The sequence below is a fragment of the Variovorax sp. OV329 genome, assembly GCF_900114785.1.
Classification (GTDB): Bacteria; Pseudomonadota; Gammaproteobacteria; order Burkholderiales; family Burkholderiaceae_C; genus Variovorax.
The window spans coordinates 190,834-204,958 of record NZ_FOUG01000006.1 but is presented as its reverse complement, the minus strand read 5'-3'; the positions used below and the strand labels follow the sequence as shown (position 1 = coordinate 204,958).

Sequence of the window (14,125 nt, the reverse complement as noted above, 5' to 3'; positions counted from 1 at the left end):
GGGCGCGGCCGGGCGGCGCCGCTCAAGTCGGCACCAGGGCCGTGCGCCGCACCCGCTGCACGTTGAAGGCGCCGGCAATCAGGGTCGCCTGCACCACCGCCAGGCCCAGGATCACGCTGCGGTACTGGCCATGGTCCATCAGCGCGCCGAAGATCAGCGGCGCCGTCGCCTGGCCGATGTCCAGGCCGGCATACACCACGCCGTACACGCGGCCGGTGGCATTGGGCGGCGTGGAGCGCTTGACCAGCAGGTCGCGCGACGGCCCCGCGATGCCGCTGGCGAAGCCCATGCCGCCGAAGAGCACCGGCACCAGCACCGGCGCGAAGTCGGCCAGGGCCAGCACCAGCGCCAGCGCGGCGGCCAGGCCGAAGCCGATGGCCACGATGCGCTCGCAGCGCGAGGGGTCGGTGACCAGGAAGCCGCCCACCAGCATGCCGCCCGCGCTGGCCACCATGTAGGTCGTCAGGCACAGGGCCACCAGCCCCACCGGCACCGCGTGCAGGTGCGCCGCGGCCGAGGGCGCGAAGGTCTGCACCACGCTGATGACCACCGCGTACAGGAAGAAGAAGCCGAAGCACATCCACACCGCGGGGATGCGCAGGAAGTCGAACTCGCCGCCGGCTGCGTGCGCGCCCTGCCCGGTGGCCTTGTGGACTTCCTTCACGTCCAGGTGCAGCACGCTGCGATTGATCCACAGGACGAGCAGCACCACCACCGCCACGGCGCCCGCGGCAGCGACCGCCACGCGCCAGTTGAAGGCGATGGCCAGGGGCACCACGAAGATCGGCGCCAGCGCCCAGCCCAGGCTGCCGGTGATGCCATGCACGCTGTAGGCATGGCCCAGGCGCGTGGGCGCCACCTTGCGGTTGAACAGCGTGTAGTCGACCGGGTGGAACACGCCGTTGCCGATGCCGGCCAGCACCGCGCCGATGAACAGCATCCAGTAGGCCTGCGCCGTCGCATAGACGAAGCCCGACAGTGCCAGCAGGCCGAGGCCGGCGAAGAGCACCGGCCTCGGCCCCATCTTGTCGACCAGGAAGCCCGAGGCGGCCTGCACGATGCACGAGACCACGAAGAACACGGTGAGCACCGCGCCCAGCTCGGTGTAGCTCAGGGAGAAGGCGTCCTTGATCCAGGGAAACAGCGGCGGCAGCACCAGCTGGCTGAAGTGGCTGATGGCGTGGGCAAGGCCTACCAGGCCAATCAACTTGGCGTCCGCGCCCAGGGAACGGGCATCGGGCGCGGTGGCGGAAACAGTCATTTCTGGCAACAAATCTGGGGGAAGGCTTTGATCCTAATCGTGGCAGTCGCGTCAGAATGGCGATACCGCGACAACATTTGTCGAAACCATGCCAATCACCGAAACGCCCTCCCGGCCCAGCGCCAGACCGGCGCCGGCGCCCCTGCCGACACCGGTGCACAGCGTCCAGTCGCTCACGCCGCACCTGTTCGCTCCCGACGCGGTGCGCCCCCTGCGCGCCAAGGAACATTTCCTCAAGGCCGACACCCTGGTCGAGCTGCACACCCATCCCTGGCCGCAACTGACCTTCTCGACCCGCGGGGTGATACGCCTGTCGACGCAGGACGGCAGCTACATCGTCCCGCCCTCGCGGGCGCTTTGGGTGCCGGCCAACATGCCGCACAGCATCAACCTGATCGAGGACGCCGAGCTGCGCACGGTGTATGTGCACAGCTGGATGGCGCCCGCCTGGGAGAACTGCGAGGTGCTGGAGATCAGCCCTCTGCTGCGCGCCCTGATGCTGGCGCTGGACACCACGCCCGACGGCCAGCCTCCCGCCGACCCGCATGCGCCGCAGCGCGAGCGCTGGATCGCGCCTTTGCTCATCGACGAGCTGGAGCGCGCCACGCAGATCCGCATCGACGTGCCGCTGCCGGCCGACAAACGGCTGCGCCAGCTGTGCGAAGGCCTGCTGCGCGCGCCCGCCGGCCGCGCCACGCTGGCCGAGCGGGCCCAGACCATCGGCGCCAGCGAGCGCACGGTGGCGCGCATGTTCCGCGACCAGCTGGGCATGAGCTGGCAGCAGTGGCGGCAGCAGGCGGTGCTGGCCCACGCCATACCGCTGCTGGCCCGCGGCATGCCGGTGAGCCAGGTGGCCTCGGCCAGCGGCTATGCCACCGACAGCGCCTTCTGCGCCATGTTCAAGGCGGCTACGGGACAATCGCCCACTTCCTTCCAGCACAAGAAGAAATCCAGCTAGCCTGGTTGCCGCCTCTTTTTCAATGACCGACGAAGACAACAACAAGAAGCCGACCCCGTCCCGCCGCGAACGCCTCGAGCGCTGGCTCCCCTTTCTTTCCTGGCCCCGGCCCGACCGGGCCCTGCTGATCAACGAGGCCTCTGCCGGCGTCACGGTCGCGCTGATGGTCATTCCGCAGGGCGTGGCCTATGCGGCGCTGGCCGGGATGCCCTTGATCACGGGCATCTACGCCGCCCTCTTCCCCGCGCTGATCGCGGTGCTTTTCAGTTCCTCCGCGCGCCTGTCGGTGGGTCCGACGGCGTTGACCAGCGTGCTGGTGGGCGCCTCGCTGGCGCCGCTGGCGGTGCCGGGCAGCGACGAGTGGGTGGCGCTGGCGGTGTGGCTCACGCTGCTGTCGGGGCTGATGCAGGTGCTGCTGGGGGCCGTGCGCTTCGGCTGGCTGCTGCGACTGGTGAATTCGCCGGTGCTGATGGGCTTCACCCAGGGCGCGTCGGTGCTCATCACGCTCTCGCAGCTGCCGGCCCTGCTGGGCTTCACCGGCCGCAGCTACTCGCAGCTGCTGAGCGGCCCGCATCCCGACTTCTATGCCATCGGCTTCGGCCTGGGCGGCATGGCCATGCTGTGGCTGGGCAAGCGCTTCGTTCCCAGGTTTCCCACCACCATGGCGCTGGTCGCCCTGAGCGCCGCGATCAGCTACGCCATCGGCTATGCGCTGCAGGGCGGCGCCGTGATCGGCGCCCTGCCCTCGGGCCTGCCGTCGTTCTACGTGCCGCACCTGGTGCCCGGGGTGGGCCTGGGCTCGCTGCTGCTGCCGGCCTTCCTGGTCACGCTGGTGAGCTTCCTGGAGACGGCCTCCAGTGCCAAGGTGGACAACGCCCGCGCCGGCACGCTGTGGAACGAGGACCAGGACCTGATGGGCCAGGGCCTGGCCAAGATCTCCTCGGGCCTGAGCGGCTCCTTCCCCACCAGTTCCTCCTTCTCGCGCTCGGCCATCACGCTGTACGCAGGGGCCAAGACGCAGTGGGCCACGCTGTTCAGCGTGGCGGTGGTCGCGGGCGCCCTGCTGTGGGCCATGCCGCTGCTCTACAACGTGCCGCAGGCGGTGCTGGCCTCGGTGGTGGTGACGGCCACGCTGGGCCTGCTCAAGCCGCGCGCTTTCGTGGCGCTGTGGAAGGTGTCGCGCATCGAGGCCGCGATCTCCCTCGGCACCTTCGCCCTGACCATCGCGTCGGCGCCGCAGATCTACTGGGGCGTGCTCGGCGGACTGCTGGCGGCCCTGGCGCACTACATGTACCGGCACCTGCACCCGCGCATCATCGAGGTGGGCCTGCACCCGGACGGCAGCCTGCGCGACCGCCACCTGTGGCACCTGCCGCCGCTGGCGCCGCGGCTTTATGCGCTGCGGATGGATGCCGAGCTGGACTTCGCCTCTGCCAGCACGCTGGAGCGCGCGGTCAACTCGGCCCTGGCGCAGCGGCCCGGCCTCACCGACGTGTGCCTGTTCGCCCAGCCGATCAACCGGGTGGACATCACCGGCGCCGAGGTCTTCGGCAGCATCCGCCGCGCGCTGGAAGCCAAGGGCGTGCGGCTGCACATCTCCGGCCTGAAGCTGCCGGCGCAGCAGGTGCTGGACAGTGCCGGGCTGCTCGCGCCCGGGCCCATGCTGTTCAACTACCGCACCGACGCGGAGACGCTGGCAGCGTTGACCCTGGCGCGCACACCGGGCTGAGAACGTACAGGGCACGGTCGCCCCAAAGAATTTCGCCAGCCTCCCGGCAAGGAGGTGTGATCGATGCGGCTTCGGCCTGCAGGCGGCGCGACAGCAGCCGGGTGGCCGACGCCGAGGCACCTCAGTCGAGAACTCGCCCCCGCGTGCGCTTCACGTCGGAACGCTGGCTTTTGGCTTCCAGCCGGCGCTGACCCGACGCCCGCGTCGGCCGGGTCGCCCGCCGCACACGCGGCGCAACCGACACCCCGTCCACGATCAGTTGCAGCCGCTCCATCGCATCCGCACGGTTCATCTCCTGGCTGCGGTGCTGCTGCGCCTTGAGCACCAGCACGCCCTCCTGCGTGATGCGGCTGTCGCGCGTGGCCAGCAGCCGTTCCTTCACCGCCTCGGGCGCCGAGGACGCGTGGATGTCGTAGCGCAGGTGCACCGCGCTCGACACCTTGTTGACGTTCTGGCCGCCCGCGCCCTGCGCCCGGATGGCGCTGATCTCCACTTCCGAAGGATCGACGAGGACGCGGGCGCTGAAGGACATCAGACCCGTTCGAAGATCGCGGCGATGCCCTGGCCGCCGCCGATGCACATGGTCACCAGCGCATAGCGGCCCTGCACGCGCTGCAGTTCGGCCAGCGCCTTCACCGTGATGATCGCGCCGGTGGCGCCCACCGGGTGGCCCAGCGAGATGCCCGAGCCGTTGGGGTTGACCTTGGCCGGATCGAAGCCCAGTTCCTTGATGACCGCGCAGGCCTGGGCCGCGAAGGCCTCGTTGGACTCGATCACGTCCAGGTCGCTGACCTTCAGGCCGGTGCGCTCCAGCACCTTGCGCGTGGCCGGCACCGGGCCGATGCCCATGTACGCCGGCTCCACGCCGGCGTGCGCATAGCCCACCAGTCGCGCGAGCGGCTTGAGGCCCAGCGCCTTGACGCGCGCACCTTCCGCCAGCACCACGGCGGCCGCGCCGTCGTTGATGCCCGAGGCATTGCCCGCGGTGACCAGGCCGTCCTTCTTGAAGGCGGGCTTCATCTTCGCCAGCACGTCCAGCGTGGTGTCGGCGCGCACGTGCTCGTCGGTGTCGAAGAGCACCACGCCCTTGCGGGTCTTCACTTCCACCGGGACGATCTGCTCCTTGAAGCGGCCGGCGGCGATGGCGGCTGCCGCGCGCTGCTGGCTCTGCACCGCCAGCGCATCCTGCTGCTCGCGCGAGATGCCGTAGCGCGCCGCCACGTTCTCGGCGGTGATGCCCATGTGCATCTTCTCCCAGGGGTCGTGCAGGATGCCGATCATGTAGTCGATCAGCTGGGCATCGCCCATGCGCGCGCCGTGGCGGGCGGCCGTGTCGAAATACGGACCGCGGCTCATCGACTCGGAGCCGGCGCCGATCGCGATGTCGCAGTCGCCCAGCGCAATGGCCTGCGCCGCCGACACGATGGCCTGCAGGCCCGAGCCGCACAGGCGATTGACGTTGAAGGCCGGCGTCTCGATGGGGCAGCCGGCGTCCACGGCGGCCACGCGGCTCAGGTAGGCATCGCGCGTGTCGGTGGGAATCACGTTGCCCATGACCAGGTGGCCCACGTCTGCAGCTGACGCGCCGCTGCGCTCGATGGCGGCCTTGACCACGGTGGTGGCCAGCTGGGTGTTGGGAACGTCCTTCAGCGCGCCGCCGAAGGTGCCGATGGCGGTGCGGGCGGTGCCGACCACGAAGATGTCGCGTTGGGTCATGGAATGTCTCTCAAAGGGGAATGATCCATTTTCGCAGGCCTTCGGGCGGGGGGCTCCCCCTCCTTCAGGGAGGGGTCACAGCAGCGAGTTTTCCTGCGCGCGGGCCAGGGCGCTGGTGCGGTTCTTCACGCCCAGCTTGGCGAAGATGTTGTGCAGGTGCCATTTCACCGTCGCCTCGGACACGAACAGGCTTTGCGCCAGCTCGCGATTGCCCAGGCCGGCCTTGAGCAGGCGCAGGATCTTCAGTTCGCGCTCGGTGAGCAGTTCGGACGCCACGCCCGGCCTGGTGCCGGCCCGCACGGTGCGCGGCGAGGCCTCGCCGGAGCGGCCCGCGGCCACCAGGAGCTGCTCCAGGTAGGCCTCGGGCGCCTGCCCCGAGCCCTGAGCGGGGCGGCCGCCGCGATTGGCCCGGATGGTCTCGATCATGTCCAGCACCACCGGGTCGCCGTCGACCAGGCTGCGCACCAGGCCGCATCGCGCGGAAAGGTCCAGGGCCTCGTCCAGCGTGCGCAGGGCCTGCGCGCCTTCCTGGGCGCGGTGCTGGTGGACCGCCTTGAGCACCAGCAGCCGCGCGACCTGGGCGCGGTGGTTGTCCCGCAGGGCGCGCCGCAACGCATCGTTCAGCGCACCTGCCACGTTGCCACCCTGCGCTCCCGCCAGGCGCAGCCGCAGGTGCAGCAGGCAGACGCTGTCGTCCTCGATGGGCGCGGCGGGCGCCTGCGGCGTGTTGCCGGCGCCGTAGCCGATCAGGCCGTAGGAGCGCCCCAGCTTCTGCGCCTCCTCGGTCGAGCCCGCGTGCAGCCGCAGTGCGCAGCGCTCGGCCGAAAGGATCAGCGCCAGCCGCTGCAGCTTGAGCCGGTGGCCCAGTGACTCGCCTTCCAACAGGCAGCTGTCGGCCTGCGCCACCTCGCCGCGCAGGCGCAGCAGGCGCGCGCGCGTGAGGTAGCCGGCGGTGGTCATCTCGACCAGGCCGTGGTCGTCCACGTAGGGCAGCCCCACGTCCACGAAGGTCTGCGCGCCGGCCAGGTCGCCCTGCTCGTAGCAGACCTCGGCCGCCAGCAACGCCAGCATGGAGCCGGCGTAGGAAGCCAGGCCCAGGTTGCGCTCCACGACCGCGATGCCGGCCTTCACCTGCACCATGGCCTCGTGGTAGTCGCCTCGGCGAATCGCCAGCATCACGGCCAGGGCGGCGGCCCAAGCGAGGCCGTAGTCCGCGTGCGACTCGCCGAAGGAGCGCCGGGCGACCGCCAGCGCCTGCTCGCCTTGTTCGAAGGCGTCGGTGGCGCAGCAGCCGCTGGCCAGCACGTTGGCCACCACGCCGGTGCAGAAGGCGTCGGCACGCGGCCAGCTCTTGAGCCAGGTCTCGCTGGTGGCCTTGGCCTGCAGGGGCTCGCCCGCATGCGCCCAGTACACGCAGCGGATCATCTCGACCATGCAGCGCAGTTCGGCGTCGCCGCTTTCGCTGCAGGCCTGTTCCAGCGCGCGCAGTTCCTGCTCGGCCTCGGCGTAGCGGCGCGTGAGCACCAGCGACCAGGCATGGCCGACGCGGATCTTCGGCCGCGCGTGCACCAGGTGCTGCGGCAGGCGCGCCAGCCAGCCCAGCAAGGTGGCGTGCTCGCCGCGGTGCTGCACCAGCTCGGCGGAGAACTCGGCCACCAGGTCGGCGGCGCGCTCGAAGTCCTGCCCGTCGAAGGCATAGCGGATCGCCTCGTGCAGATGCCCCTGGCGCTGGAACCAGGCGCTGGCGCGCAGGCTGATCGCGCGGCTCTGCTCCGGCTGCCGCTCTCGGCTACGGCTGCGCAGGTAGTCCGCGAACAGGTGGTGGTAGCGGAACCAGGTGCGGGTGCGGTCCAGGCCCGAGAGGAAGAGATTGCGCGACTGCACCTCGGCCAGCAGCGCACGGCTGTCGCTGCGGCCCAGCACCTCGTCGCACAGCTCGGCACAGAAGCGCTCCAGGCCGGCGGTGTCGAGCAGGAAGTCGCGCAGGTCGGGCCGCAGGCTGTCGAGCACGTGCTCGCCCAGGTAGTCGGTGATGTCGCGGTCGCTGCCGGAGAAGTCGCGCAGGAAGGCGCCACGGTCGCCGCTTTCGCGCAGTGCCAGCGAGGCCAGCTGAAGGCCGGCGATCCAGCCCTCGGTGCGATCGTGCAGCGCCCGCAACTGCTCGCGCGCGAGCGGCGCGCCGCTGACGCGGCCCACGAAGTCGGCCGCCTCGTCCAGCGCCAGGCCGAAATGCGCGGCGTCCAGCTCCAGCAGCTGGTTGCGCACGCGCCACTGGCTCAGCGACAGTGGCAGGCGCGTGCGGCTGGCAATGACCACGCCCACGTTGGGCGGCAGGTGGCCCGCCAGCCATTCGATATGCCGGTGCACGCCTTCGTGCTGAATGAGATGGAAATCGTCCAGCACCAGCAGCAGCCGGCCGCAGTCGGTGCCGAGGTCGCTCAGCAGCGAAGCGACGATGGCATCGGGCGATGCGAGGCTGCCGCCGGCCGTCTGCGCCAGCACGCTTCGGCCCAGGCGCGGGTCCGCATGGTTCAGCGCGGCGGCGAGGTAGCGGAAGAAGAGCAGCGGGTCGTTGTCCTGCGCCTCGAGGCTGAGCCAGGCGACCGTGACGCCATGCGGCTCCAGCTGCGACACGAACTGCGTCAGCGCAGTGGTCTTGCCGTAGCCGGCCGGCGCCGTGATGCAGACCAGCCGCTTGCCGACGCCCGTATGCAGCAGGGTGGAAAGGCCGGGCCGGGCCAGCAGCGTGGTGGCCGACAGCTGGGGCGGCACCAGGCGCGACTCCACCAGCACGGCGGCCGATGCCTTGGCAGCTCCCACGGACCGGGCGGACCGCGCCATCCCTGTCTCCTGCATGCGTTGTTCGTCCTTCAGTTTGCCTGATACAGCGTGACAACGCACGCGCCGCCCAGGCCCAGGTTGTGCTGCAGGCCCAGGCGCGCGCCCTCCACCTGGCGCGCCTTCGCCGTGCCGCGAAGCTGGTGGGTGAGCTCGTAGCACTGGGCCAGGCCGGTGGCGCCCAGCGGATGGCCCTTGGACAGCAGGCCACCCGAGGGATTGGTCACCACCTGCCCGCCGTAGGTGTTGAGGCCATCGGCGATGAAGCCGGCAGCACCGCCTTCGGCGCACAGGCCCAGGGCCTCGTAGCTGATGAGCTCGTTGTGGGCGAAGCAGTCGTGCAGCTCGACCACGTCCAGGTCGCCGGGCCCCACGCCCGCGTCTTCGTAGACCTTCTGCGCCGCCGACCGGCTCATGCCGTAGCCCACCAGCGCCATCATGTCGCGGCTCTCGAAAGTGCCTGGCGTGTCGGTGGTCATCGCCTGCGAGCGGATGAACACATCGGTGCGCAGGTCGTTGCGGCGCGCGAAGTCCTCGCTGACCAGCAGCGCCGCGGCCGCGCCGCAGGTGGGCGGACAGGCCATCAGGCGGGTGAGCACGCCGGGCCAGAGCACGGGCGCATTCATCACGTCCTCGGTCGTGAGTTCCTGGCGCAGCAGTGCGAGCGGGTTGCGCGCTGCATGCCGGCTCGCCTTGGCGCGGATGGCCGCGAAGGCCTCCAGCGGCGTGCCGTGCTTCTGCATGTGCGCCAGGCCCGCGCCGCCGAAGTAGCGCAGGGCCAGCGGCAGGTCGGGCATGCCGACCAGCTCGGCGGCCTGCGCTTCGAAGTCCTCGAAGGGACTCGGCTGGTCGTTGAAGACGGTGTTGAGCGCGCCGGGCTTCATCTGCTCGAAGCCCAGGGCCAGCACGCAATCGGCCGCGCCGCCCTCGATGGCTTGCCGCGCGAGAAAGAGCGCGGTCGAGCCGGTCGAGCAGTTGTTGTTGACGTTGACCACCGGGATGCCCGTCATGCCCAGCCCGTACACCGCCCGCTGCCCGCTGGTGGAGTCGCCGTAGACGTAGCCCACGTAGGCCTGCTGCACCGCCTCGTAGCCGATGCAGGCATCGGCCAGCGCCAGCCGCCCGGCCTTGGCGCCCATCACCGGATACGGGTCGTTCGCGCCGGGCTTCACGAAGGGGATCATGCCGACGCCGGCGACGAAGACGCGCCGGCTCATGTGGCGCCGCCTTTGTGCAGCAGCGTGGCGCGCACGTCCTTCTTCATCACCTTGCCGACCTTGGAGCGCGGCAGGTCGTCCCAGAATTCCACCTGCTTAGGCGCCTTGACGCTGCCGATGCGCGCCTTGACGAAGGCGATGACCTCCTCGGCCGCCAGCGCGCGGCCCGGCCGCAGCTGCAGCACCGCCACCACGCGCTCGCCCCACTTCTCGTCGGGCAGGCCGATCACGGCGCTGTCCTGCACGTCCGGGTGCTGCAGCAGCGCGGCCTCGACCTCGACCGAGTAGACGTTGAAGCCACCGCTGATGATCATGTCCTTGGCGCGGTCGACGATGTAGAGGAAGCCCTCTTCGTCGAGATATCCGATGTCGCCGGTGTGGTGCCAGCCGAAGCGCGAGGCCTCTGCGGTGGCCGCCGCGTCCTTGTAGTAGCCGCCCATCACCAGCGAGGAGCGCACCACGATCTCGCCGCGTTCGCCGCTGGGCAGCAGCTCGCCATCGGCGTTCATCGTGGCCACCTGCACGAGCGGTCCGGGCCGGCCGGCCGAGGACAGGCGAGCGCGCGCCACCGTGCCGTCGGCGTTGAAGTGCTCGCGCGGCGACATCATGGAGATCATCATCGGCGCCTCGGTCTGGCCGAAGAGTTGCGCCATCACCGGCCCGATCTTCTCCAATGCCTCTTCCAGGCGCGCGGCCGCGATGGGCGCGGCGCCGTACCAGAAGCACTGCAGCGAATCGCGCCGGGTGCTCGCCAGCTTCTCGTGCTGCAGCAGCATGTAGATGAGCGTGGGCGGCAGGAAGGTGTGGGTGACGCGGTGCCGCTCGATGAGCGAGAGGAAGTCGCCCAGGTCGGGCTTGGGCATGATGACCACGCGCCCCCCCAGCGCCATCACCGGCAGGCACAGCACGCCGGCCGCATGGGTGAGCGGCGCCAGTGCCAGGTAGCAGGGCCGGCCCTCGAAGGGGTAGCCCATCAGCGTGAGCGCCGACATGGTCTCCAGGTTGCGGCCCGTGAGCATCACGCCCTTGGGCCGGCCGGTGGTGCCGCCGGTGCCGGCGATCATGGCCACGTCGTCGGGCGGCGCGATGTCGGTCGGTTCCTCGCTAAGGCCGTCGAGCCACTCGTCCATGGAAGCTGCGAAGACCTGCCGCTTGTCCAGGCACACCAGGGCGCGCAGCTTGGGCCACTGCGCGCGCATCTGCTCGACCATGGGCGCGTAGTTGCTGTGGAAGACCAGGCAGGCGCAGTCGAAGGCGTCCAGCACGAAGGCGTTTTCGGCCGCCTCGTTGCGCGGATTGACCGGGCACCACACGCAACCCGCGCGCGAAATGCCGAACACGGTGGCGAAGGCATGCGCGTCGTTGCTCGAGAGCACCGCCACCTTGTCGCCCGGGCGCACGCCCGCGCGCTGCAGGCCTCGGGCCACGCGCCAGCTGAAGCGCTGCACCTGCGCGTAGCTCAGGTCGCTCTCGCCCATGGTGAGGCAGGGCGAATCGGCGCCCAGCTGGGCGCCCTTGTCCAGGTAGTCGACGAGGCGCACGTGCGTCAGCTCGCGCGGGTGATGACCGGTTCCTGCACCAGGCCGAAGCTGCGCAGCACGCCCAGCAGCTCGTGGTGCCCGAAGGCCTGGCAGCCCGAGGCAAAACCGGCGCGCCTGGGCGGCTGCTGCAGCAGCGAAGCCGCGGCGTAGGCGTTGAGCAGGCCCGTCTGCTTGTAGTTGCAGTTGCCGAAGATCACGCAGTGCACACGGCCCAGCGGCCCGGAGGCATGCACCGAATCGACCGACTTGTTGATGCGCGGGTTCTCGCGCGGCGGCATGGTGCTCATCACGCTCGCGGCCGTCTTGGCCAGCGCCTCGTAGCGGTCCTGCTCGTTCATGCCCTCGGTGGCCTTGAGCGCCGCTGCCACGATCTGCGGCACGCCCAGCATCAGCGGCTTGTTGAACACGCCGCCCAGCACCTTGACGTTGGCCACGCGCGGATCGCGCTTGAACCACACCGGGTGCGAGGTGCCGCCCCAGGGCAGCGCCAGCGCCATCTCATGCTGGCCGGGAATCGCGAGCTGGTAGAGGCCGGCGTCCGGCTGCCATTCCTTGTACTCGTTCTGCTCCAGGTAGAAGGCCTTGGAGGTGGCGGCGTTGACCAGGATGGTCTGCGTCGACGCGATGGTGGGGCTGCCGCCCCAGAACACGGCGATGTCCAGCGTGTCCAGCCCGGGCGTCTCGAGGCACAGCTGGGCCGCGATCTCCCCCGTGGTGTACATCTGGGCCAGGCCCGGAGACAGCAGCAAGCCTTTTTCGGCGAACTTGGCGCCCCACTCCTGCTCGAGCGTGATGAGCCAGTCCTGCTCGCCGGTGGTGTCGGTGTAGTGGCACTTGGCCGCCAGGCAGGCCTGCACCACTTCCGGACCGAACTTGGCGAAGGGTCCCACGGTGTTGAGCACCACCGACGCACCAGTGAACAGCTCGGTGAGCGCCTTCACCGAATGCGCCACCTCCACCACCTCGTAGCTCGCGGTCTCGATGCCCGCCACGTTGGACTTCATCGCCGCCTCGAGCTTCTCGGCGCTGCGGCCCGCGGCGATGAAGGGGATGTTGTACTCGCGCAGGTATTCGCACACCAGGCGCCCGGTGTAGCCGGAGGCGCCGTAGACCACCACAGGTTTCTTGCTCATCTTGAATCTCTCCTTGGAATTCGTTGGGGGTGCCGGCTCGGTCAGAGCAGCGACGAGCTGACGCCGCCGTCGAGCACGAAGCCGCTGCCGGTGGAAAAGCTGGAGCGCTCCGAGGCGAGGAACACGGCCAGGTGGGCCACCTCCTCCACCGTGCCGTAGCGGCCCTGGCGCTGCGCGACCACTGCGCCGAAGTCGGGCAGCTTGAGCTGCTCCTCGAACTCGGGGATGTGCGACTTCACCAGCTCGGTGTCGATGAAGCCCGGCAGGATCGCGTTGACCCGCACCTTGTGCGCCCGCAGTTCCACCGCCGCGGTCTGCGTGAGCGAGACCACGCCCGCCTTGGCCGCCGCGTAGCTGCCGATGAGCGCGCAGGCGGCCTTGGCCGTGACCGAGGCCATGTTGATGATGCTGCCGCCGCCCGCGGCGATGATGGCCGGCGCCGCATGGCGGATGCACAGGAACACGCCGTCGAGGTTGACCGAGGTGACCTCGCGCCATTCCTCGTAGCTGGTGGATACCAGCGGTGCGACACGCGCCACGCCGGCGTTGGGCACCATGATGTCCAGGCGCCCGTGCTTGCTCACCGCTGCATCGACCAGCGCCTTCACCTGCTCGGACTTGCGCACGTCGCAGGCCACGGCGATGGCGCCGGGCAGCGAGTCGGCCACCTTCTGCGCGGCGGAGGCATCGATGTCGGACACGACGACCTTCGCACCCTCGGCAGCGTAGGCCCGTGCCACGGCTTCGCCCAGCCCGCGCCCGGCACCCGTGACGATGGCGACCTTGTCTTGAAGCAGCTTCTTGCTCATAGCAATCCGGCAGACAGGCCGCCGTCCAGGATGTAGTGGGAGCCGGTCGTCCAGCTGGCGGCGTCGGAAGCGAGGAAGGCGGTCATCTCGGCCACTTCCTGCGCGGTGCCCAGGCGGCCTTGCTTGACCGCGACCAGGGCATCGAAGGGCACACCCACGGCGGCTTCCACCGTGGGAATCAGGCGATCGACCATGGCGGTGCCGATGAAGCCCGGGCACACCGCGTTGACGCGCACGCCCGCCTGCTTCAGTTCTGCCGCAGCCGTGCGGGTGAGCTGCAGCACGGCCCCCTTGGAAGCCGCATAGCAGCCGAACAGCGGCACGCCGTTGACGCCCGCCAGCGAGGAGATGTTGACGATGGAGCCGCGACCCGAGGCCACCAGAGCGCCCAGCGACTGCTTCATGCCCAGGAACACGCCCTTGACGTTGATGGCCATGATCCGCTCGAACTCTTCCTCGGAGTGGTCGAGCAGCGGCTTGACGATCTCGATGCCGGCGTTGTTGATGAGGGTGTCCATGCCGCCGAAGGCCTGCGTGGTGGCTTCGACGGCGCGGGCGAGGTCTGCTGCCGAGGTCACGTTGCAGCGCACGGAGCGCGCCATGGGGCCGAGTTCATCGGCGGCCTTGCCGGCACCCGCCTCGTCGATGTCGGCGAGCATCACCTGCGCGCCGCGCTCGACGAACAATCGGGCAATGGCCAGGCCCAGGCCCTGCGCCGCTCCCGTCACGAGGGCTCGTCGGCCCTGCAGTTCGATCATGTGTTTGTCTCCTGTCCGCGTTCGATTCACGCGTGGGGAGATTCCAGCAGCGCCCCTGGCCCGGGGCCCCCAACAAAAGATTGGTTTTTCGTGCTGCGATGCAGCAGGGCAGCCGGTTAAGCTGCCCGCCGCGCCATGGCGCAACGATCGATCAACATTGGAGTG

General features: G+C 69.9%; 11 protein-coding genes. 2 read left to right on the top strand and 9 right to left on the bottom strand.

Going from position 1 to position 14,125, the window contains the following annotated elements; all coding sequences use genetic code 11:
* Positions 1-22 precede the first annotated feature (22 nt).
* Entirely contained in the window at positions 23-1,261 is a 1,239-nt protein-coding gene (locus BM345_RS12535; RefSeq protein WP_093379942.1) for an MFS transporter, read from the bottom strand.
* A gap of 88 nt (positions 1,262-1,349) precedes the next feature.
* Between BM345_RS12535 and BM345_RS12530 the strand changes: the two genes are divergently transcribed.
* Complete coding sequence (locus BM345_RS12530) at positions 1,350-2,219, top strand: AraC family transcriptional regulator (RefSeq protein ID WP_093379940.1); 870 nt, start codon at positions 1,350-1,352, stop codon at positions 2,217-2,219.
* A 22-nt stretch (positions 2,220-2,241) separates the two neighbouring features.
* A complete protein-coding gene (locus BM345_RS12525) occupies positions 2,242-3,948 on the top strand; it encodes a SulP family inorganic anion transporter (protein WP_093379939.1) in 1,707 nt (568 codons plus the stop codon).
* Between the two features lie 121 nt (positions 3,949-4,069).
* On the opposite strand, the gene arfB is transcribed toward BM345_RS12525, so the two are convergent.
* The 8 genes from arfB to BM345_RS12485 all read right to left on the bottom strand — a co-directional run bounded on the left by arfB (position 4,070) and on the right by BM345_RS12485 (position 13,960).
* Positions 4,070-4,480, bottom strand: coding sequence for an alternative ribosome rescue aminoacyl-tRNA hydrolase ArfB (arfB, locus tag BM345_RS12520; protein ID WP_093379937.1), 411 nt, complete (start codon positions 4,478-4,480; stop codon positions 4,070-4,072).
* Entirely contained in the window at positions 4,480-5,664 is a 1,185-nt protein-coding gene (locus BM345_RS12515; RefSeq protein WP_093379936.1) for an acetyl-CoA C-acyltransferase family protein, read from the bottom strand. The genes arfB and BM345_RS12515 overlap by 1 nt, the downstream gene beginning before the upstream one ends.
* 75 nt (positions 5,665-5,739) lie before the next feature.
* Positions 5,740-8,520, bottom strand: coding sequence for a winged helix-turn-helix domain-containing protein (locus BM345_RS12510; protein WP_139237506.1), 2,781 nt, complete (start codon positions 8,518-8,520; stop codon positions 5,740-5,742).
* A gap of 14 nt (positions 8,521-8,534) precedes the next feature.
* Positions 8,535-9,719 (bottom strand): lipid-transfer protein, encoded by a 1,185-nt coding sequence (locus BM345_RS12505; protein WP_093379933.1) that lies wholly within the window; start codon positions 9,717-9,719, stop codon positions 8,535-8,537.
* Complete coding sequence (locus BM345_RS12500) at positions 9,716-11,260, bottom strand: acyl-CoA synthetase (RefSeq protein ID WP_093379931.1); 1,545 nt, start codon at positions 11,258-11,260, stop codon at positions 9,716-9,718. Before BM345_RS12500 ends, BM345_RS12505 begins: the two co-directional genes overlap by 4 nt.
* 5 nt (positions 11,261-11,265) lie before the next feature.
* Entirely contained in the window at positions 11,266-12,393 is a 1,128-nt protein-coding gene (locus BM345_RS12495) for a DUF5938 domain-containing protein (protein WP_093379930.1), read from the bottom strand.
* A gap of 41 nt (positions 12,394-12,434) precedes the next feature.
* A complete protein-coding gene (locus BM345_RS12490; protein ID WP_093379928.1) occupies positions 12,435-13,202 on the bottom strand; it encodes an SDR family NAD(P)-dependent oxidoreductase in 768 nt (255 codons plus the stop codon).
* Complete coding sequence (locus BM345_RS12485; RefSeq protein WP_093379927.1) at positions 13,199-13,960, bottom strand: SDR family NAD(P)-dependent oxidoreductase; 762 nt, start codon at positions 13,958-13,960, stop codon at positions 13,199-13,201. The genes BM345_RS12490 and BM345_RS12485 overlap by 4 nt, the downstream gene beginning before the upstream one ends.
* Between the last annotated feature and the right edge of the window lie 165 nt (positions 13,961-14,125).